The 19,534-nt window shown below is 68.8% G+C and carries 21 protein-coding genes; 9 read left to right on the forward strand and 12 right to left on the reverse strand.

What is annotated here, in order from left to right; translation table 11 throughout:
- Nucleotides 1-112: 112 nt before the first annotated feature.
- The 6 genes from flhB to flgB all read right to left on the reverse strand — a co-directional run bounded on the left by flhB (nt 113) and on the right by flgB (nt 3,504).
- Nucleotides 113-1,180, reverse strand: a complete 1,068-nt coding sequence (gene flhB / locus ACFSNB_RS07120) for a flagellar biosynthesis protein FlhB (RefSeq protein WP_377315376.1) — start codon at nt 1,178-1,180, stop codon at nt 113-115.
- 4 nt (nt 1,181-1,184) lie between these two features.
- Nucleotides 1,185-1,949 (reverse strand): flagellar biosynthetic protein FliR, encoded by a 765-nt coding sequence (fliR, locus tag ACFSNB_RS07125; protein ID WP_377315377.1) that lies wholly within the window; start codon nt 1,947-1,949, stop codon nt 1,185-1,187.
- Between the two features lie 74 nt (nt 1,950-2,023).
- Complete coding sequence (fliQ, locus tag ACFSNB_RS07130; protein WP_377315379.1) at nt 2,024-2,293, reverse strand: flagellar biosynthesis protein FliQ; 270 nt, start codon at nt 2,291-2,293, stop codon at nt 2,024-2,026.
- 1 nt (nt 2,294) lies between these two features.
- Nucleotides 2,295-2,636 carry a flagellar hook-basal body complex protein FliE gene (gene fliE, locus ACFSNB_RS07135; protein ID WP_377315381.1) on the reverse strand — a complete coding sequence of 114 codons (342 nt, stop codon included), beginning with the start codon at nt 2,634-2,636 and terminating at the stop codon, nt 2,295-2,297.
- A 49-nt stretch (nt 2,637-2,685) separates the two neighbouring features.
- Nucleotides 2,686-3,096 carry a flagellar basal body rod protein FlgC gene (flgC, locus tag ACFSNB_RS07140; protein WP_377315382.1) on the reverse strand — a complete coding sequence of 137 codons (411 nt, stop codon included), beginning with the start codon at nt 3,094-3,096 and terminating at the stop codon, nt 2,686-2,688.
- Between the two features lie 6 nt (nt 3,097-3,102).
- Nucleotides 3,103-3,504, reverse strand: a complete 402-nt coding sequence (gene flgB, locus ACFSNB_RS07145) for a flagellar basal body rod protein FlgB (RefSeq protein WP_377315384.1) — start codon at nt 3,502-3,504, stop codon at nt 3,103-3,105.
- A gap of 117 nt (nt 3,505-3,621) precedes the next feature.
- Between flgB and uvrB the strand changes: the two genes are divergently transcribed.
- The 3 genes from uvrB (at nt 3,622) to ACFSNB_RS07160 (ending at nt 7,169) form a co-directional block, all read left to right on the forward strand.
- Entirely contained in the window at nt 3,622-5,724 is a 2,103-nt protein-coding gene (uvrB, locus tag ACFSNB_RS07150) for an excinuclease ABC subunit UvrB (protein ID WP_377315385.1), read from the forward strand.
- A 79-nt stretch (nt 5,725-5,803) separates the two neighbouring features.
- Nucleotides 5,804-6,247: a YaiI/YqxD family protein gene (locus ACFSNB_RS07155; protein ID WP_377315386.1), complete on the forward strand. Its 444-nt coding sequence runs from the start codon at nt 5,804-5,806 to the stop codon at nt 6,245-6,247.
- 211 nt (nt 6,248-6,458) lie between these two features.
- Nucleotides 6,459-7,169, forward strand: coding sequence for an SPOR domain-containing protein (locus ACFSNB_RS07160; RefSeq protein WP_377315387.1), 711 nt, complete (start codon nt 6,459-6,461; stop codon nt 7,167-7,169).
- Between the two features lie 339 nt (nt 7,170-7,508).
- On the opposite strand, the gene glmM is transcribed toward ACFSNB_RS07160, so the two are convergent.
- Both glmM and ACFSNB_RS07170 read right to left on the reverse strand, forming a co-directional pair.
- Nucleotides 7,509-8,864: a phosphoglucosamine mutase gene (gene glmM / locus ACFSNB_RS07165; protein ID WP_377315389.1), complete on the reverse strand. Its 1,356-nt coding sequence runs from the start codon at nt 8,862-8,864 to the stop codon at nt 7,509-7,511.
- 94 nt (nt 8,865-8,958) lie between these two features.
- A complete protein-coding gene (locus ACFSNB_RS07170) occupies nt 8,959-10,350 on the reverse strand; it encodes an SPOR domain-containing protein (protein ID WP_377315390.1) in 1,392 nt (463 codons plus the stop codon).
- 268 nt (nt 10,351-10,618) lie between these two features.
- Between ACFSNB_RS07170 and ACFSNB_RS07175 the strand changes: the two genes are divergently transcribed.
- Entirely contained in the window at nt 10,619-12,166 is a 1,548-nt protein-coding gene (locus ACFSNB_RS07175) for a CYTH and CHAD domain-containing protein (RefSeq protein WP_377315391.1), read from the forward strand.
- Nucleotides 12,151-12,504, forward strand: a complete 354-nt coding sequence (locus tag ACFSNB_RS07180) for a hypothetical protein (protein WP_377315393.1) — start codon at nt 12,151-12,153, stop codon at nt 12,502-12,504. The genes ACFSNB_RS07175 and ACFSNB_RS07180 overlap by 16 nt, the downstream gene beginning before the upstream one ends.
- A gap of 114 nt (nt 12,505-12,618) precedes the next feature.
- Here the strand turns inward: ACFSNB_RS07180 and ACFSNB_RS07185 are convergent, their stop codons facing one another.
- Nucleotides 12,619-12,942 carry a hypothetical protein gene (locus ACFSNB_RS07185; protein ID WP_377315394.1) on the reverse strand — a complete coding sequence of 108 codons (324 nt, stop codon included), beginning with the start codon at nt 12,940-12,942 and terminating at the stop codon, nt 12,619-12,621.
- Nucleotides 12,943-13,143: 201 nt separating this feature from the next.
- On the opposite strand from ACFSNB_RS07185, the gene thiE reads away from it, so the two are divergent.
- The 3 genes from thiE to ACFSNB_RS07200 all read left to right on the forward strand — a co-directional run bounded on the left by thiE (nt 13,144) and on the right by ACFSNB_RS07200 (nt 15,888).
- Entirely contained in the window at nt 13,144-13,773 is a 630-nt protein-coding gene (gene thiE / locus ACFSNB_RS07190; protein ID WP_377315526.1) for a thiamine phosphate synthase, read from the forward strand.
- Between the two features lie 5 nt (nt 13,774-13,778).
- Nucleotides 13,779-14,360 (forward strand): LOG family protein, encoded by a 582-nt coding sequence (locus tag ACFSNB_RS07195; protein ID WP_377315395.1) that lies wholly within the window; start codon nt 13,779-13,781, stop codon nt 14,358-14,360.
- Between the two features lie 295 nt (nt 14,361-14,655).
- Nucleotides 14,656-15,888, forward strand: a complete 1,233-nt coding sequence (locus ACFSNB_RS07200; RefSeq protein WP_377315396.1) for an MFS transporter — start codon at nt 14,656-14,658, stop codon at nt 15,886-15,888.
- Nucleotides 15,889-15,911: 23 nt separating this feature from the next.
- Here ACFSNB_RS07200 and ACFSNB_RS07205 read toward each other — a convergent pair whose 3' ends face one another.
- The gene (locus ACFSNB_RS07205) at nt 15,912-16,658 is read right to left on the reverse strand and encodes an NRDE family protein (protein WP_377315398.1); all 747 of its coding nucleotides are present in this window, start codon (nt 16,656-16,658) and stop codon (nt 15,912-15,914) included.
- A 107-nt stretch (nt 16,659-16,765) separates the two neighbouring features.
- On the opposite strand from ACFSNB_RS07205, the gene ACFSNB_RS07210 reads away from it, so the two are divergent.
- Nucleotides 16,766-17,092, forward strand: a complete 327-nt coding sequence (locus ACFSNB_RS07210) for a DUF1476 domain-containing protein (protein WP_377315400.1) — start codon at nt 16,766-16,768, stop codon at nt 17,090-17,092.
- 59 nt (nt 17,093-17,151) lie between these two features.
- On the opposite strand, the gene ACFSNB_RS07215 is transcribed toward ACFSNB_RS07210, so the two are convergent.
- Together ACFSNB_RS07215 and spbR are read right to left on the reverse strand one after the other, a co-directional pair.
- Nucleotides 17,152-18,327, reverse strand: a complete 1,176-nt coding sequence (locus ACFSNB_RS07215; RefSeq protein WP_377315401.1) for a hypothetical protein — start codon at nt 18,325-18,327, stop codon at nt 17,152-17,154.
- 41 nt (nt 18,328-18,368) lie between these two features.
- Complete coding sequence (spbR, locus tag ACFSNB_RS07220) at nt 18,369-19,484, reverse strand: SpbR family protein (RefSeq protein WP_377315402.1); 1,116 nt, start codon at nt 19,482-19,484, stop codon at nt 18,369-18,371.
- Nucleotides 19,485-19,534: the final 50 nt, after the last annotated feature.

Genomic DNA, 19,534 nt, shown 5'->3' on the forward strand with positions numbered 1-19,534 from the left:
CGCCGCCAGGGCGGCGGCGGGGCGGCGGCGCGGGCGGCGGCGGGTGAGCGCGGCCCACCACCGCGCCAGCCGGCCGGCGGGGGGATCGGCGGGGCTGTCCCGGCGGGAAGACTCAGTGCGCAATTTTGCCCTTCAGCTTGAAGACGTAACTGATCACCTCGGCCACCGCGCGGTAATGCTCGGGCGGGATTTCCTGGTCGAGTTCGACCGTGGCATAGAGGGCGCGGGCCAGGGGCGGGTTCTCGACGATCGGCACGTCGTTCTCCTCGGCCAGCTCGCGGATGCGTTTGGCGATCAGGTCGGCGCCCTTGGCCACCAGCCGGGGCGCCGACATCGCGTCCATCTCGTATTGCAGGGCGACGGCGAAGTGGGTCGGGTTGGTCACCACCACGTCGGCCTTCGGCACCGCCGCCATCATCCGCCGCCGCGCCCGCTGCATGCGCAGCGACCGCAGCCGGCCGCGCACCATCGGGTCGCCTTCGCTCTGCTTGTGTTCGTCCTTGACCTCCTGCTTGGTCATCTTCATCCGCTGGGTGAAGCTGTAGCGCTGGTACAGCCAGTCGGCCGCCGCCAGCACCGTCACCATCAGCATCGCGATGATCATCATCGCCAGCACCTGCCGGCGCAGGTAATCGAGGATGGTGGTCAGGTCGAACGCCGCCAGACCGGCGAAATCGTCCATCCGGCCGCGCAGGATGATGAACAGCACCACCCCGACCGCGCCGACCTTGAACAGCGATTTCAGGAACTCGACCAGATTGTTGAGCGAAAAGAGCTTCTGGAAGCCCTTCAGCGGATCGATCTTGCTGAGGTCGGGGGCCAGGCGCTTGGGGACGAACAGCAGGCCGTTCTGCGCCACCACCGAGGCGATGCCGAGCACCAGCAGCAGCGCCAGCGGCATCGTCAGCACCACCAGCACCTGCTGGACCAGATGGGTCAGGATCAGGCCCAGCCCGCCCGGGCTCATGTCGAGCTGGGCCGGCCGTTCGATGAACGGCCGCAGCAGATGGTCGAGCTGGACGGCCATCTTGGGGGCCATCAGCGACAGCACCACCAGGGTGCCCATCAGCCCGGCCCAGATCCGCACCTCGGTCGAACTGGCGACCTGGCCTTCCTTGCGGGCATTGTCGAGTTTTCGGTCTGTCGGTTGTTCCGACTTGTCTTCCGCGTCTTCCGCCATCGCGTCACCCCGGCGGCAGGAAGGGAATGAGGGTGTTCTCGAACTCGCGCAGGAACAGCGAGATCATCGTCCCCAGCGCCGCCATCAGCATCGCCAGCCCGATCAGCAACTGCACCGGCATCGCCACGAAGAACACCTGGATCTGCGGCACCAGCCGCGACAGCAGGCCGAGCCCGGTATAGAACACCAGCCCGAACACCAGCAGCGGCGCCGAGAATTGCAGCCCGAACCGGAAGGCGGTGGTCAGCAGGTGCGACAGCGTTTCCGCGAAATCGCCGAGCGGCGGCGGCGCCCCGGCCTGGAACAGGGTGTAGGATTCGATCACCGCGCGGAACATCAGGTGGTGCAGGTCGGTCGAGAACACCGCCAGCATCGCGATGTTGGCGAGAAAGCCGGTCAGCAGCGAGCTTTGCTGCTCGGCGATCGGGTCGAACGAGAAGGCGTTGGTCAGCCCGGTCATGAAGCCGATGATCGCGCCGGTGACGTTGATGATCGACATCAGGAAGGTGGTGACGCTGCCGAGAAACAGCCCGATCAGCACCTCGCCGGCCAGCACCCGCAGCACCCCGGCCGGCGAGGACGGGGTCGGCGGCAGCAGCGGCGCCAGCGCCGGCACCATCAGCGCGGCGATCGCCAGTGCCAGCAGCAGGCGGATCCGGGTGCTGACCAACTGACCGCCGATGCCGGGCAGCAGCATCATCGCCGCGCCGATGCGGGCGAACACCAGAAAGAAACGGTAGATGTCGAGCTGGAGCAACTCGCTCAGCATCGCAGGGATCCCGCCGCCACCGGAATGCTGGCCATCCTCCCCCTCCCTTGCCGCCCGGGCGGGGCGCTTGCCCATCAGCCCCCGCCGACGATCACCCGGTCCATGGTGTGGTGCCAGAATTCGCTGAGGTTCGATAACATGAACGGCAGGAACAGCACCAGGGATGCGAACACCAGCATCATCTTGGGGACAAAGGTCAGGGTCTGTTCCTGGATCTGGGTCAGGGTCTGGAAGATCGACACCAGCAGACCCACCACCAGGGCGACCAGCAGGCTGGGCGCCGAGACCTTGAGGGTCACCATCATCGCCTCGCGGGCGACGTCGATCAGCTCCGCCTCTGTCATGTCAGATCGACATGGCCAGGATTTCCTTGTAGGCGCTGATCACCTTGTCGCGGATGTTGACCACGGTGTTGAGGGTCAGTTCGGCATTGGCCACCGCGGAGACCACCTCGCGGATATCGGTCTTGCCGGCCACCGCCGCCAGCGAGGTCTGCTCGGCCTGCTGCGACTGGCTGATCGCGCTCTTGGCGGCATCCTTCAGCATGGCGGAAAAGTCGGTGCCGGTCGCGGCGGCGAGGTCGTCGCCCTCGGCCCGCAGCGAGGTCGCGGAGGACGAGCCCCCGAGCGCGGCCATCGGGTCGGCGGCGGTGCGGTAGGCGGAAATGGCGCTGGTGAAACTGGTCATGGCGATAAGGTCCTGGCGAGGGGGGCGGCGAAAGCGGAGCGGGCGGGGCTCAGCGCAGCATGTCGACCGTGCGCGACAGCAGGTTGCGCGAGGTGGTGACCACGTCCATGTTGGCCTGATAGCTGCGCTGGGCCTCCCGCATGTCCATCATTTCGATCAGCGGGTTGACGTTGGGCGTCAGCACGTAGCCTTCACGGTCGGCGGCCGGGTGCTTGGGGTCGTAGCGGCGCTGGAAGTCTGAGGAATCTGTGCGCACTTTGTCGACCTTGACGGTGTTGAGCCCGGTGTTGCGGTCGAGCTCGCTCTTGAACGAGACGACCTTGCGGCGGTAGGGCAGCCCCTCGGGGGTCTGGGCGGTGGAATCGGCGTTGGCGAGGTTCTCGGAAATCACCCGCAGCCGTTCCGACTGCACCTTCATGCCCGAGATGGCGATCTTGCCGCTTTTGGTCAGTTCATCCATGACCGGTTAACTCTTGCCCAGGGCGGTCATCAGCATCTTCTGGTACTTCTGGAACAGCGAGGTGGCGGTGCTGTAGGCGGTGCCGGCCTCGCCGATCTTGGCCATCTGCTCCTCGAGGATCACCGCGTTGCCGTCGGGGGTCGATTCGTAGGTCTTGCGCTGGGTCTGCGCCTTGAACGGATCGGGGCCGGTCTCGGGGACGATGTGGGCCGGGTTGGTGGCGGTGGCGGTGACGGTCGGGCGGTCGGGGCCGGTGACCAGTTCCTTGAACGACAGCGGCTTGAGGTCCTTGGGCAGGTAGCGCGGGGTGTTGGCGTTGGCGATGTTCGCGGCCAGCACCTCCTGGCGCTGGGCCAGCCAGTCCATCTCGTTCTTGGTCGCCTTGAAAATATCGAGCCGATCGTACATCGTCAGACCCCTTGCCCGCCGGTCACAATGGGAGCCGTGAGCCACACCTTTCCCGTCGGCGTCAGTGTGCGGCCGGCGGCCTTAAATTTCGGTAAAATCGTCGGCACGGAGGCAACGATGGGCCGCCCGCTCAGTGAAATCATCGAACGTCCTCCTCTGCCGCAGGGCGATGCCGCCTTCGCCCTGGTGTCCGATTACCAGCCGGCCGGCGACCAGCCGGCGGCGATCGCCGCGCTGACCGCCGGGATCGAGGCCGGCGAGCGCGATCAGGTGCTGCTCGGCGTCACCGGCTCGGGCAAGACCTTCACCATGGCCCAGGTGATCGCGGCGCGGCGCCGCCCGGCCCTGGTGCTGGCCCCCAACAAGACCCTTGCCGCCCAGCTTTACGCCGAGATGAAGGGATTTTTTCCCAATAACGCGGTCGAGTACTTCGTCTCGTATTACGATTACTACCAGCCCGAAGCCTACATCCCGCGCACCGATACTTACATCGAGAAGGATTCCCAGATCAACGAGCAGATCGACCGGATGCGCCATGCGGCGACGCGCTCCCTGCTTGAGCGGCGCGACGTGGTGCTGGTCGCCTCGGTCTCGTGCATCTACGGCATCGGTTCGGTCGAGTCCTACGCGCGGATGACCATCCCGCTCGAGGTCGGCGCCCGGATCGAGCGATCCGAACTGCTGCGCCGGCTGGTCGAGCTGCAATACAGCCGCAACGACACCGCGTTCGAGCGCGGCACCTTCCGGGTGCGCGGCGACGCGGTCGAGATCTTCCCGGTCCATTACGAGGACCGGGCGTGGCGGCTGTCGCTGTGGGGCGACGAGATCGAGAGCATCGCCGAGTTCGACCCGCTGACCGGCGAGCGCACCTGCGGCCTCTCCGCGATCACGGTCTATCCCTCCAGCCACTACGTCACCCCGCGTCCGACCCTGACCCAGGCGGTCAAGGGGATCCGCCAGGAATTGCGGGAAACGGTCGAGCGGTTCACCGCCGAGGGCAAGCTTTTGGAGGCGCAGCGGATCGAGCAGCGCACCCGCTTCGATCTCGAGATGATCGAGACCACCGGCCATTGCAAGAGCATCGAGAATTATTCCCGCTACCTGACCGGGCGCCAGCCGGGCGAGCCGCCGCCGACCCTGTTCGAATACCTTCCCCCCGACGCCCTGCTGATCATCGACGAAAGCCATGTCACCGTGCCGCAGATCGGCGGGATGTTCCGCGGCGACTTCCAGCGCAAGAGCACCCTGTCGGAATTCGGCTTCCGCCTGCCGTCCTGCGCCGACAACCGGCCGCTGAAGTTCGAGGAATGGGACGAGATGCGGCCGCAGACCCTGTTCGTCTCCGCCACCCCCGGCCCGTGGGAACTGGAGCGTACCGGCGGCGCCTTCGTCGAGCAGGTGATCCGTCCCACCGGCCTGATCGACCCGGTCTGTCTGATCCGCCCGGTCGAGGGGCAGGTCGATGACCTGCTGGGCGAATGCCGCGCCGTCGCCGCCAAGGGCTTCCGCGTCCTGGTCACCACCCTGACCAAGAAGATGGCCGAGGACCTGACCGAGTATCTGCACGAGATCGGGGTGCGGGCGCGCTACCTCCATTCCGACATCGACACGCTGGAGCGGATCGAGATCATCCGCGACCTGCGCCTCGGCGCGTTCGACGTGCTGGTCGGGATCAACCTGCTGCGCGAGGGGCTCGACATTCCCGAATGCGCCCTGGTGGCGATCCTCGACGCCGACAAGGAAGGGTTCCTGCGCTCGAAGACCTCGCTGATCCAGACCATCGGCCGCGCCGCCCGCAATCTCGAAGGGCGGGTGATCCTCTATGCCGACAAGATGACCGCCAGCCTCGATTACGCCATCGGCGAGACCAACCGCCGCCGCGAGAAGCAGCAGGCCTACAACGCCGCCCACGGCATCACCCCGGAAAGCGTGCGCAAGGCGATCGGCGACGTGATCGGCTCGGTGCCGGAGCAGGATTACGTCACGGTATCGACCGGGCCGGGCGCGGTCGGCCACGCGGTGGGCAAGTCGCTGGCCCAGATCCGCGCCGATCTCGAAAAGCGGATGAAGGCCGCCGCCGCCGACCTCGAATTCGAGGAGGCGGCCCGTCTGCGCGACGAACTGCGCCGGCTCGATGCCGCCGAGCTGGAGATGTCGGTGGGGGCGGGGGCTCCCGCCGCGCCACCGCCGCCGCGCAAGGGGCGACGTGGCCGGAAATAGACAGGATGTGGGCTCCGCCCACGCCCGCCAAGGGCCGTCAGGCCCTTGGAACCCGTTGGTTTTTAGAGAGAGATGACGGATGCGGATTTTTGTCGATGCCGATGCCTGTCCGGTCAAGGAAGAGGTGATCCGGGTCGCCACCCGGCATGGTCTGGCGGTGGTGCTGATCGGCAATCGCTGGATGCGGGGGATCGATTCGCCGCTGGTGACGCAGGAGGTGGTGCCGGACGGGCTCAATCAGGCCGACGACCGCATCGTCGAGCGGTTCGAGGCCGGCGATCTCGTGGTCACCGCCGACGTGCCGCTGGCGGTGCGCTGCCTGGAGAAAGGCGGGCGGGGGATCGACCATCGCGGCAAGATCTTCGACCCGGATTCGATCGGCATGGCTTCGGCAATGCGCGACCTGATGACCCATCTGCGCGACAGCGGCCAGATCGAAGGCGGCGGGCCGCGTGCCTATGCCAAACTCGACCGCTCGCGCTTTCTCGATGGGCTGGAGCGGTTGGTGCAGGCGATGAAGTAGCCGAGAGGGGGCGGAGAGATGGCCGCTTTGCGCCCAAGGCGGCCGTTCCGTGGGGCATGGTCGGTTCCCGATAGCGGACTTTCCTCGGTTCCACCGGGCCTTCTTTGATGGGCCATGAGAAGTCAGACGGTGGAATCGACACCTAGTTGATTGTCTGATATTATTTGACAATCTCTGCCAAAAGGTGGATAATATTTCAGGGGACTACCCAATGTCTGACACTGACAAAATAAATACAAAAGAAAGAATTTTATTATGCGGTGCATCAGCGGCAATTCCTGCCTTGATAAATCTATACTATGTAGATTTTGAGACAGTTTTTTTGGATGTTACGCCATTGAAATCTCTTGGTTACATTGTGAGATTATTAATACTTTTTTGCTCTGGCGCGCTAATTGGGTGGATATATGATTCAGAGCGTGATCGAAAGAAGCTGTTTAATTTGGGGCTAGCCGCACCTGCACTTCTCATGGGAACCGTTAACGCTGCCCATGTGCAGCCCAAACAGGATCCCGCTGGTTCTGTTCACAGATTACAGAGTTACATCGGGATAATTAGCGAGGCTTATGCTCAAAGCAACGATAAGGATATAAAGAAATTCGAAACAAGCACGCAGACAGAGCAGTTTTTGGAAGGTCTTGGAGTTATAATTCCAAAAAAAACCTATTGGGTTATTGTTGGCTCGGCTTCCAGCGAAGCACAGGCTCTTGCATTGCTGAAGCAACTTAAGACGCAGCACAGCGACTTAGGATTTGATTTTCAGGCCTACACGCCTCGTCACCCAAACAAGAATTGGTCTATAGTAATGGGCAACGGAGTTGGCTCTCTGGTGGAAGCTCAAATTTTGGTTAAGTTGGCCGCGAAGGCAGGCATTGCGTCTGACGCATTTATAACCACCTATGCCGGCGGCAACAACGACTAACTTTCATGTTGGCCAGTCGTCACGCTTGATCGCCAAATAAACAACGCGTAAAGATTGTGCGTTAATTCTTCTCGCCGAAGCCGCACTCGTCTGCATCGTCCGATGTTCCCGATCTGGACTCCGCAGCCGTCCTTCCCCTCCCGGCCCTTTCAAGACTTGGCGGGCAAGGCCACCTCTACCGTCCCGAATCTGCCAATGATTCCCTGCAACGGCCGCCCCCGAATCGCGGGCGCCCAAGCTGACCGGCATTGGCCGCATTCGACCATTGACGCAGGTCCAGGAGCCGCTGGCTCCTGGCGGGTGTGGGCAGAGCCCACGACCCTTTTCTTTCCGCCCCCCTTACGCCGCGGCGGAGCGGATGGCGTCGATGATGCTGGCGGTGACGGTATCGATCACCTTTTCGTCCTCGCCCTCGGCCATGACGCGGATCAGCGGTTCGGTGCCGGACTTGCGGATGAGGAGTCGGCCCTGGCCGGCGAGGCGGGCTTCGCCGGCGGCGATGGCGCCCTTGACGGTGGGGGCGGCGAGGATCTCGGCGGCGGAGCGGCCCTCGACCCGGACGTTGCGCAGCAACTGGGGCAGCGGCTCGAACTGGCGCAGCACCTCGCTGGCCTGCTTGCCCGACTGGATCAGCGCCGCCAGCACCTGGAGCGCCGCGACCAGTCCGTCGCCGGTGGTGGAATGGTCGGCCAGGATCATGTGGCCGGATTGTTCGCCGCCGACATTGTAGCCGTCGGCCAGCATCCGTTCGAGCACGTAGCGGTCGCCGACCTGGGTGCGGACCAGGGTCAGGCCGCGCGCGGCGAGGAAGCGTTCGAGGCCGAGGTTGGACATCACGGTGGCGACCACGCCGCCGCCGCGCAACTGGCCGGAGCGTTGCCACAGGTCGCCGATCAGGGCCATCACCTGATCGCCGTCGATCTGGCGGCCGGTTTCGTCGCACAGGACGAGACGGTCGGCGTCGCCGTCCAGCGCGATGCCGAGGTCGGCGCCGTGGGTCACCACCTGCTCGCCCAGCGCGTCGGTGTGGAGCGAGCCGCATTCCTTGTTGATGTTGAAGCCGTCGGGGGTGACGGCCATCGGCACCACCTCGGCGCCGAGTTCCCACAGCACGCGGGGGGCGACCTTGTAGGCGGCGCCGTTGGCGCAATCGACCACGATCTTGAGCCCGTCGAGCCGCAGCCCGCGCGGGAATGTGCTCTTGGCATATTCGATGTAGCGGCCGCCGGCATCCTCCAGCCGGCGGGCGCGGCCGAGCCGGTCGGGGCCGACGCGGAGCGATTCGATGCCGTTGGCCATGGTGGCCTCGATCGTCCGCTCGGTCTCGTCGGACAGCTTGTAGCCGTCGGGGCCGAACAGCTTGATGCCGTTGTCCTGGTAGGGATTGTGCGAGGCGGAGATCACCACGCCGAGATCGGCGCGCAGCGAGCGGGTCAGCATCGCCACCGCCGGGGTCGGCAGCGGCCCGACCAGCACCACGTCCATGCCGACCGAGACGAAGCCGGCGGTCAGCGCCGGTTCGAGCAGGTAGCCCGACAGCCGGGTGTCCTTGCCGATCACCACGGTATGGCGATGGTCGCCGCGGGTGAAATGGCTGCCGGCGGCCATGCCCAGCCGCAGCGCCATTTCGGCCGTCATCGGCTCGGCATTGGCGGTTCCCCGCACTCCATCGGTGCCGAACAACGTGCGCGTCATTCCCGAACGCCCCTTCTGCTTATCGGATCGAGCCGCACTGATTAGCGCGGGCGGCGGCGGAAGGGAAGTGGCGAGTGGCGGGACGCGGTCCGGGTCAGAGGATGCCGACCGAGCAGGACTGGCGATAGAGCTTGAGCGCCTTGCACAGCCGGCGGGCCTCGGCGTTGGTTTCGACCGGGCCGGCGACCACCCGCCAGCGCGGGGCCTTGGCGCCGCCGCCGACCTGGCGGACCGTGGCGTTCATCGCTCCCAGTTCCTCGGGATACTTGGCCTTGATCTTCTCCCAGGTGGCGCGGGCCTCGTCCTCGCTGGGGGCGGTGGCGAGGATCAGCGCCGGGCTGCCGCTGTTGCCGGCGGCCTTGGCCTTGCCCTTGGATTTGGTGTGACGGGCGCTGGCGTGGCGGGTGGGGGCGGGGGCGGCGGCATAGCCGCTGCCGCCGTCGAGCTGGCGTTCGATCGCGGCGCGTTCGGCCGCCGCCTCGTTGGGCTGGAGCAGACCGGCGCCGCGCAGCCGTTCGGCCCGGCCGACCGCGCCGGCCGCCTCCATCACGTTGTGGAGCGGGGCCGGGGGCATTTCAAGTTCGCGCGGCTGGGCCGGCAGCAGGGCATCGAGGATCACGCCGCGCTCCGCCGCCTGTTCGGCCGGGGTCAGCGCCTTGGCCTCGAGCTGGTCGGACAGCGATTTCAGCCGGGCGATCACCTCGGCCTCGCCCGGCGGCGGGCGGTCGAGGCCGCGCGCCGGCGGATTGGTGGCGGCATAGGGCATCAGCGCGCCGACATTGGCGGCGCGGCGGCGGCCGTATTCGTCGGCGGTGATCAGCCCCTCGTCGAGCAGGCGCTTGAGCAGGCGGAAGCGGGCGGAGACGGCGGTCTCGGCGGCGTTGGGGCCGGCGGGGTCGGTCAGCGCGGCGGGGGCGATGCCGGCGGCGCCGAGCGGCTGGGCCGAGATCGGCCCGGCCGGGGGCAGGCCGCCGGGGAGCGCGCCGGGGTAGGGCGGCTGGGGCTCGCCGGCCAGCGGCGGTTCGATCACCCGGCCCGACTGGGCGGCGGTGCGGGGGACATAGCGGCCGGTCTGGCGGTCGATCAGGGTCAGGTTCGACTGGGCGAGGTCGATCAGGCTGCGGACCTGGGGCTGGCCCTGCGACTGGATCACGATGGTGATCTGCGGCTGGTTGGCGATCAGCGCCTGATAATACTGACGGGCGAGGTCGTAGCGGCCGGTGGCCTGATAGACCATCCCGGCGACGTAGAGGGCATAGGGATCGCGCGGATCGACCCGCAGCGCGGCCAGAGCGTTGCGTTCGGCCTCGGCGAGCTGGCCGGCGGTCAGGGCGTTGAGGGCGTGATCGGAATAATTGCCGCCATCGATCAACTGGCGGAACGAACTGCGGGTCGACGGGGTGGGATCGACCAGCATGCCGCAGCCGGGCAGAACGGCGACGGCGATCGCCGCCAGCAGCACCGGAGCGAAGCGTCGGGTTGTCATCGGTATCGCCCTCGTGTCAACGGGTGTGGGCCTCCGGCCGGGGTCGGGCCTGCCGCTGGTCCGGTCGCGCCTGACGCGGGACGGACTCCGCCCGCTCGCCCACGCCGGGGTCAGCATAGCCAGCACCCTCTGAACAAATCGTTGACGCGGCCCGCGCGGGGCGGGCGTGGTGGCCATCGGCCATTGGTGCGGGGGAGCCCCGCGCCCTCGGTTCTTGGCGCGGCGGCCGGCGGCTGGTATGAAAGACTGCAACCATCGGGACGAAACGATGCGTGACGGCCGCGAGATCGAGTTGAAACTGGGCCTGGCGCCCGACGACATGGCCCGCCTGTCGTCCCATCCCCCGCTCGCCCTGCCGGCGCAGGCCCCGCCGGTCCGCCGCAGCCTTGCCTCGGTTTATTTCGACACGCCGGATTTCGCCCTGGCCCGCGCCGGGGTGGCGCTGCGGGTGCGCTCGACCGGCGACGGGCTGGTGCAGACGGTCAAGGCCCCCGGCGCCGGCGGGGCCGGGCTGTTCGACCGGCCGGAATGGGAGACGGCCCTGCCCGGCGCCGAGCCCGCACTCGATCGCGACCATCTGCGCGCCACCGGCCTCGCCCTGTTCGCCGATCCGGCGCTGCTGGCGCGGCTGCGGCCGATGTTCTCGACCGAGATCCACCGCACCACCTACCGCCTCGGCGGCGGGGCGGAGCCAGACGGCGAGGCCTGGGAGGTCGAGGCGGCGCTCGATCACGGCCGGGTGGTGGCGGGCGAGCGGTCGGAGCCGATCTGCGAGGTCGAGTTCGAACTGGTGCGGGGCGAGCCGCACCGGCTGTTCGATCTGGCCCGCCAGATGCTGGCCGCCGTGCCGGTGCGGCCGCTGTCGCTCAGCAAATCGGAACGGGGGGTGCGCTTGGCCAGTGGGGACGGTCTGCGCCCGGTCAAGGCCCGGGTGCCGGCGCTTGAGCCGCGCCTCGGCGTGGGCGAGGCGTTTCAGACGATCGCGCGATCCTGCCTCGACCATCTGCTGGTCAACGAGCATTGCCTGCTCGCCACCGGCGACGGCGAGGCGATCCATCAGATGCGGGTGGCGCTCAGGCGGCTGCGCTCGGCGATCCGGCTGTTCCGCCCGGTGGTCGAGGGGCCGCGTCTGGCCGAGATCGGCGCCGAGCTGCGCTGGCTGCTGGAACGGCTCGGCCCGGCCCGCGACGCCGAGGTGCTGCGGGCCGAGATCCTCGCCCCGGTGCGGGCGGCCCGGCCCGACGATGACGGCCTCGCCGCGCTCGACGCCGCCGCCGGGCGCGACCTCGCCAGCCGGCTCGACATCGCGGTGGCGGCGGTGCGCGACCGCCGCTTCGCCGCGCTGGTGCTCGATCTCGGCGCCTGGATCGAATCCGGCGAGTGGCGCGCCCAGCGGACCGCGCGCCTCGCCGCGCCGATCCCGCCCTTCGCCCGCCACCGTCTGGCCAAGATCACCCGCCGGCTGCTGCGCCAGGGCGGCGAGGATCTGCTGGCGCTGACCCCGCCCGAACGGCACGAGGTCCGCATCCGCGCCAAGCAGGCCCGTTACGCCGCCGAGTTCTTCGCCGCCCTGCTGCCGCGCAAGGCGGTGGCCGGGTTCATCGAGGATCTGGCCGCGTTGCAGGACGCGCTGGGGCGGCTCAACGATCTGGCGGTGGCGTTGCCGCGCCTCGCCGCGCTGCCCGATCCGGGGGCGGTCGCGGCCGCCGCCCGGGTCGCGGCGTGGCACCGTGCCGACGAGGCCGAGTTGCTGGCCGAGGCGGCGCGCGGCTGGCGCCGGCTGCGTCAGCGCGAGATGCCGTGGGCCGAGCGGTGACGGGAACGGCGCTGCGGGTCGAGGTCGATTCGGCCGACGCGGTGCGGCGGGCGGTGGTGGCCGCTCGGGCGGCGGGGAAGTCTCTGGTGCTGGAAAGTCCGCCCGGGGCGGCCGGCTGGCAGGGGATCGGCTGGTGGCGCGAACTGGTCGCCCTGGCCCGCGCCGAGGCGCCCGAACTCGACATCACCGCCGTGCTCGATTGCGGCGAGGCGCCGGGGCTGGCCCTGGCGGCGCTGAAGGCCGGCTGTGGGCGGGTGCGGGTCGTGGCGGATGGGGCGGCGCTGGCGGCGTTGGTCGCGCTGGCGCCGGGGCTCGGCGGCGAGGTGCTGGCGCGCTGACCCGCCTCTCGCCGGGCTGCCGCCCCGGCCCCGCCCGGAGGCTGCGCGCCTCCGGACCGCCGCGTTTTTTCAACGGGAAGCGAGGGGGGAGGGGCGCCCCTCCCCCCATCCGGCTCACTTGGCGGGCGTGCTGGGCGGCGCGGCCGGGGTGGCCGGAGCGGTCTTGGCCGCTTCGCCGGCGGGCGTGGTCTTGGCCGCTTCGCCGGCCGGGGTCGTTTTGGCCGCTTCGCCGGCCGGGGTCTCCATCGCGCCGGCATGGTCGCGCTTGGCGTGGGCCGGCTTGGCATGTTCGGGCTTGGCGTGTTCCGGCTTCGCGTGCTCCGGCTTGGCCTGGGTCGCGGCGGGGGTCTGGTTGTCGCTGGTGGTCTGAGCCAGCGCCGCCACCGGGGCCAGCGAGGCGGCGAGGAAGGCGGCGGCGAGAAGACGACTGGCGATCATGGTGTCAGGTCCTTGTTTCTGGTTTTGCCTCCGCCGGCTCGGCGGGTTGGCGAGGAATAAGATCCCGCCGGGCGATGGCAAGATCAGGGACGAACTGTGATCTTTTCGGGGCAGCGTTTCCGGCGCTCGGGTTGCCAGCGGGGGGCGATCCATGCTTCAACCGGAGGATCGTTCCGTCCCCCCTTCCGCGCGAGGTGCGCCATTTCCGCTTCCCGGCTTTATCTGATCACCCCGCCTGAAATCGCTCAGCCCTTCGCCTGGGTCCGCACCCTGGAGGAAGCACTCGATGCCGGCGACGTCGCCTGCCTGCAAATCCGGGTCAAGGGGCTCGACGACGACGCCCTGGCCCGGCTGATCGACGTGCTGCGGCCCCCGGCGCAGCGGCGCGGGGTGGCGGTGCTGCTCAACGACCGTCCCGACCTCGCCTTCGAGACCGGCTGTGACGGGGTCCATGTCGGCCAGGACGACGCCTCCTACGCCGAGGCCCGCGCCGCGGTCGGGCCGGAGGGGATCGTCGGCGTCACCTGTCACGATTCCCGCCATCTGGCGATGGAGGCGGGCGAGGCCGGCGCCGATTACGTCGCTTTCGGCGCCTTCTTCCCCACCGACACCAAGCAGGCGCCGACCCGGGCCGAGCCCGAGCTGCTGCGCTGGTGGAGCGACCTGTTCGTGGTGCCCTGCGTCGCGATCGGCGGCATCACCGTCGATAATTGCCGCCCGCTGGTCGAGGCCGGGGCCGATTTCCTCGCCGTGTCGGGCGGGGTGTGGAACCATCCCGCCGGCGCGGCGGCGGCGGTGGCGGCGTTCGACCGGATTCTCAAGGAAGGGTGAGGGCGATGCGGCGGGTCTGCGTGTTCTGCGGCTCCAGCTTCGGCACCCGTCCGGCCTATGCCGAGGCGACGCGGCGGCTGGGCCGGATGCTGGCCGAAAACGGGCTGGAGCTGGTCTATGGCGGCGGCTGCGTCGGCCTGATGGGCGAGGTGGCCGACGCGGTGCTGGCCGCCGGCGGCCGGGTCACCGGGGTGATCCCCGAGGGGATGGTCCGGCGCGAGGTCGCCCACCAGGGCCTGACCGAGCTGCGGGTGGTCGGCTCGATGCACGAGCGCAAGGCGACGATGGTCGAACTGGCCGACGGTTTCATCGCCCTGCCGGGCGGGATCGGCACCCTCGACGAATTGTTCGAGATCTGGGGCTGGGGCCAGCTCGGCCTGCACAGCAAGCCGCTCGGCTTCCTCGACGTCGAGCATTATTACCGCGACCTGATGCTGTTTCTCGACCATGTCGCCGCCGAGGGCTTCATGCGCGCCCGCCATCGCGCGATGGTCGCCATCGAGGCCGACCCGGCGGCGCTGCTGGCGGCGATGGCCGAATTCGAGATGCCGGAAACGATCTGGGATCACGAGATCGGCCGGCGCTGACCCCTCTCCCCACGCCGGTTATGCCTCGCTTCTGGGGCACAGGCTGTTATCGGGGGAAGACCCTTCGCGCGGCATACGCCCGCGCCCAAGCTGACAGGCCGTTCCGCGCCCGACCCCCAATGGGTTCCAAGGGCCTTGCGGCCCTTGGCGGGGGTGGGCGGAGCCCACATCACCCTGTCCGCCGCGCCGGGGCGCGCGGGCATGCGATTTCGCCAACCCTGCCGTCCGGGCGGTTCGGCTTGGAAAAAGCCGGGCTGGGGACTATCGATGATGGGAACCAACCGGATTTCCCGTCATGACCGAATCCTCCGGCCCGTCTTCCGCGCCGCCGCCGCCGCCGGGTGGCGGCATCGCCCCCGGCAGCCCGGCCTACCGCCGCGCCAATCTGGCGCTGTTTCTGGCCGGCTTCGCCACCTTTTCGCTGCTGTACTGCGTCCAGCCGCTGCTGCCCGAGCTGGTGGCCGAGTTCGGGGTCAGCCCGGCCCATTCCTCTCTTGCTCTGTCGCTGACCACCAGCCTGCTGGCGGTGGCGATTTTGTGCGCGGCGGCCCTGTCCGAGGGATTCGGCCGGCGCGGGCTGATGTTCGGCTCGCTGATCGGGGCGGCGACGCTCAACCTCGCCGCCGCGCTGGCGCCGAGCTGGTCGCTGCTGCTGGTGCTGCGGGCGCTGGAGGGGCTGGCGCTGGGCGGAGTGCCGGCGGTGGCGATGGCCTATCTGGCCGAGGAGATCGAGCCGCGCGGCCTCGGCCGGGCGATGGGCCTCTATATCGGCGGCACCGCGCTGGGCGGCATGCTCGGCCGCGTCATCACCGGTCATCTGGTCGAGGCGTTTTCCTGGCGGGTGGCGGTGGGCGGCATCGGCCTTGCCGGGCTGGTTGCCGCGATCGGCTTCCTGCTGCTGCTGCCGCCGTCGCGCAATTTCACCCCCCGGCGCGGCTTCGATCCGCATTTCCACCTTGCCGCCTGGGGCCGCCATCTCGCCAGCCCGGCGCTGCGGCTGCTGTTCGCGACGGGGTTCCTGGCGATGGGCACCTTCGTCGCCCTGTTCAATTATATCGGCTTCCGCCTGACCGCTCCGCCCTACGAATTCAGCCAGGGCACGCTGGGGATGATCTTCGTCGTCTACGTGTTCGGCATCGCCAGTTCGTGGGCGGCGGGGGCGCTGATCGACCGGTTCGGCCGCCGGCTGGTGCTGCCGGGGGCGGCGGTGGCGACCGGTTTGGGAGTCGCCCTGACCCTGCCCGGCGGCCTGGTGCCGATGCTGGCCGGCCTGATCCTGTTCACCCTCGGCTTCTTCCTGACCCACGCCATCGCCTCGGGCTGGGTCGGCCGGGTGGCGGTGGGGACCAAGGGCCACGCCGCCTCGCTCTACCTGCTGGCCTATTACGTCGGCTCCAGCGTGGTCGGCTCCACGGCCGGCTGGTTCTGGACCGCCGGCGGCTGGACCGCGATCGCGCTGTTCCTGCTGGCCCTGCTGGGGCTGGAACTGCTGGTGGCGCTGCGGCTGCGCGCCGTCACCGCGCCCTGACCGGGTTCGCAGCGCCTTTCGGCTTACAGCGCGACTTCCTGAAACGCGGTCCGATCCGGTGGCCCCGGCGCGAACCGCCAGCGCGGCCGCGCCTCGGCGCCGGGAGCGGGCAGGGCGATCAGCGCGCTCGACACCGTGCCGAACCCGTCGAGGCGGGAGAAACACATCGCCGCCTCCTCCCGCCCGGCCTGAGTGTCGCCATCCCCCGCCGCCAGCAGCGCCGGCCAGTCGCCCCACTCATCCCGCCCCGGATCGGGCGGCTGGGCGGCGCGGAAACGGCCGAGATGGGTGGCGACGCGCGGGCTGGCGGGATCGTCGAGATCGAGCGCGGTCAGCATGTGCAGCCCGGTCGGCACCGGGCGGAGGCTGATCCACCGCCCGTCATTGCTGAGCCAGCAGGCGTCGCGGTTGTCGGCGACCAGCAGATTGAACGGCCGGTAGGCGGCGGCGGACAATCCCGACAGCGCCCGGGCCGCCTCGGCGGCGTCGGCATGGTCGAGCGCCTCCAGCACCAGTTCGCCGCGCGAGCGTTTGCGCGGATCCGGCCCCAGGCTGCCCTGGCGGTTGAGCACCGCCGCCACCACCCCGAAATCGTTGAGGCCGAGCCAGGAGCCGCCGGCGAGCAGATCCAGGCCGGCGACCAGTTCGGGCCGGTCGTCCCACCAGCGGCCGGGGCCGCGCCAGGGCCGGCCGCTCATCTCGTCGCGGTTGGCGGCCAGCAGCAGCGGCCAGGGGCTGCCGGGACGGCGGAGCAGGACCAGGGTGCACATCGGCGTGAAAAATCCGTTTCGGGGCAAGGCGGAAGCCGATTATAACACGGCGGGCGGCGGTTGCCTCCGCCGCCCGCCAATCCGATGCGAGGGAGCGCCCAGCCGCCATGACCACTTTCGACGAGCGTGAAAAAGGGTTCGAGGCCAAATACCGCCTCGACCAGGACCAGTTGTTCAAGATCCGCATGCGGCGCGGCCGGCTGTTCGGGCTGTGGGCGGCCGAGCGGATGGGGCTGACCGGGGCGGCGGCCGAGGCCTATGCCCGCAGCGTGGTCGAGGCCGAGATCGATTATCCCGAGGCGGAAATCCTGCCCCGGCTGTCCTGCGATCTGGCCAATCGCGGCGTCAAGCTGAGCGAGGGGGAACTGCGCGAGCGGATGGGGCAGTGCGAGGCCCAGGCCCGGGCCGAATTGCTGGCCGAACTGGCCCCCTGACCGCCTGCGCGGCGGGCGCCGCCCGGCCCCGGGGCCGGGCGGCCCGCCCGCCGGCGGGATTACAGCCCGCGTTCGAAGGCATCCGGCGCGCGCAGATAGGCCTGGAACACGTCGGGCAGCTTGCGGCGCAGATCGCCGTCGGGATCGGCGGGATCGAGCCGGGTCGCCGCGATCTTCTCGCAGAAGATCTTGGTCAGCTTCTTGTTGCCGGGCAGGCCGAAGATCTCGGCGAATTTCGCCTCGCCCAGCGCGGCGCTGCCGGTTTCGAGGAAGATCGGGATCTGGGCGAATTGCAGGCAGCGGATGATCTGGTTGATCGCGTCCGCCGACAGGATATGGAGGTGGGAAGCCATCTGCTCCAGATCCTTGGCGTTCTGGGTCTCCATCGCCTCGAGCCGGTCGCAATCGACGCACATTTCCCAGAAATTCTCGCCCATCTTCCCATAGACCGCGTCGCGCAGGAATTCGTAGCGCTCCGGGCCGAGGAAGGCGACGCCCTTGGCCGCCAGCGGCTGGGTGTCGAGCATCTCGCGCATTTCGGCGCTCGACAGGATCTTCTTGGCCTGCTCCATGCTGTGGCGGCCGATGTCGGCCAAGGCGAGGATCCCTTCGGCGGTGCGCAGCGAGGTGACGCCACGGCCGAGTTCGCGGATCAGCCGGGGCGGCAGCTCGGCGAAATAGGGGATCAGCGGCACCTGCCAGTCGTAATCGAGGAAATCCTTGATCGATTCGTAGAACTGGTCGGCCTGGGTGGCCTGCCGCTTCGGCACCTCGGCCTCGCTCCATTTGCCGAGCACCAGGGCGGCGACCTTTTCGAGCAGGGTGCGGCTCTCGGGCTTGACCGCCGGGGTGACCGGGGCCTTGTCGGGCGCCGGGGCGAACCGCTTCTGGGAATAGGCCTTGGCGCCCGAACGCACCACCATGCTGATCACCTGATCGAGGCTGCGCTCGCAGCGCAGCGGCACATCGTCGGCGCTGACCGGGGCGCCGGCGGGATCGACCAGGAATTCCTGGAAACAGTCGCGCCGGGTCCGCACCAGTTGCAGACAGGCGTGCAGCAGCTCGGGGCTGGCCATCACCGCGACATAGGGGTCGGGGAACGCGCGCAGGTCGGGGATCAGCTCCAGCACCCGGGCCAGGACCGGTCCCTTGATGGTGGTGACGATCTCGCGCCGGTTGCGGGCGTCGCGATCGGCGGCGGCGTTGGCGGGGGGCTTGACAGGCGCGGCACTCATCCGGACGTCCTATTCCTCTCCTTCAGATCCCGGGGCCGGCTTCACGCTCCGGCGATCGACCCGGGCAGGCGGTTGAGCTTGGCGAGCAGATATTCGAGATCGTCGTTCTCGAACTCGACGCCAAGGTCGCCATACTGCGTAAGGATACGCTCGATCATACGACGGGAGAAGCGTTCCCGATCATGGGGGCCGCCGTCATATTCCATTTCGGTCGAAACATCGACCGCCGCCCGCATCGCGGCGAAGAAGGCGCGCGGCAGCCCGGCCTTCTCGAACAGCGCCTCGAAGCCGCGCTTGCCGGCGTCGTGGATCAGGGTGCGGCCGTTTTCGATCCTGATCCGCGCCAGCTTGGCCAGCGCCCCCTCGAAGAACGGCATGTCGCCCATGCAGATCGCCCGCAGGATGATCGAGGGGGTGAGGCGGCCGACCCGGTAGAGGTGATCGACCAGCGGCGCCGCCTCGGCCTCGGAGCCGGACAGGCCGAGCACCGCCAGTTCGCGCGCCTGGATCATCACCACCGCCACCGCCTCGGGCGACAGGTCGCGCCGCGACAGCAGGCTGCTGCGCAGATGCTCCGACACCCGGGTCATCAGCCGTTCCGCCACCGACACCGGCAGCGCCTTGCGCTCGATCAGCGAGCGGCCGACGCTTTCGGCCTCGCCATAGCGTTCGACCACCCGGTCGAGCGAGCCCTCGCTCAGCTCGGCGCCGTCATTGGCGACCAGGGTGGCGACCGCATGCTCGTTGCCGCTGTCGATCAGGGCGTCGGCGACGCTGGCCGAGACGCTGGACCGGGCGGCGACCGCGCTCTGTTTTTCCGGCCCCTGGCTGCGGACGATCTCGACCAGATCCTCGTCGGTCAGCGCCTCGGAGAATTGCAGCATCGGCAGCGAGACGTCCTCGACGTCGTTGGCGAGCGCCATCGCGACGTCGTGGGGGACGGCGGGATTGTCCTTCAACTGGCGCACCAGCGCCTCGCGCACCCGCACCTCGGCGTCATGCACCATCATGCGGAAGATGTCTTCGGCGATGCGGCGCTGGTCGGGACTGAGACCGGCATGCTGCGAGGCGATCTTGGCGGCGATTTCCGCCCGGGTCTCGCCATCGGGATGGGAGAGCAGGCGCCGGACGTCTTCCTCGTCGAGTTGATGGTCCACGGCTTGGATCCCTTTCTGTGATCTCCCCGGGGGTGTGGCCTTCCCGCCGG

Source organism: Phaeospirillum tilakii, from assembly GCF_042683125.1.
Classification (GTDB): domain Bacteria; phylum Pseudomonadota; class Alphaproteobacteria; order Rhodospirillales; family Magnetospirillaceae; genus Phaeospirillum; species Phaeospirillum tilakii.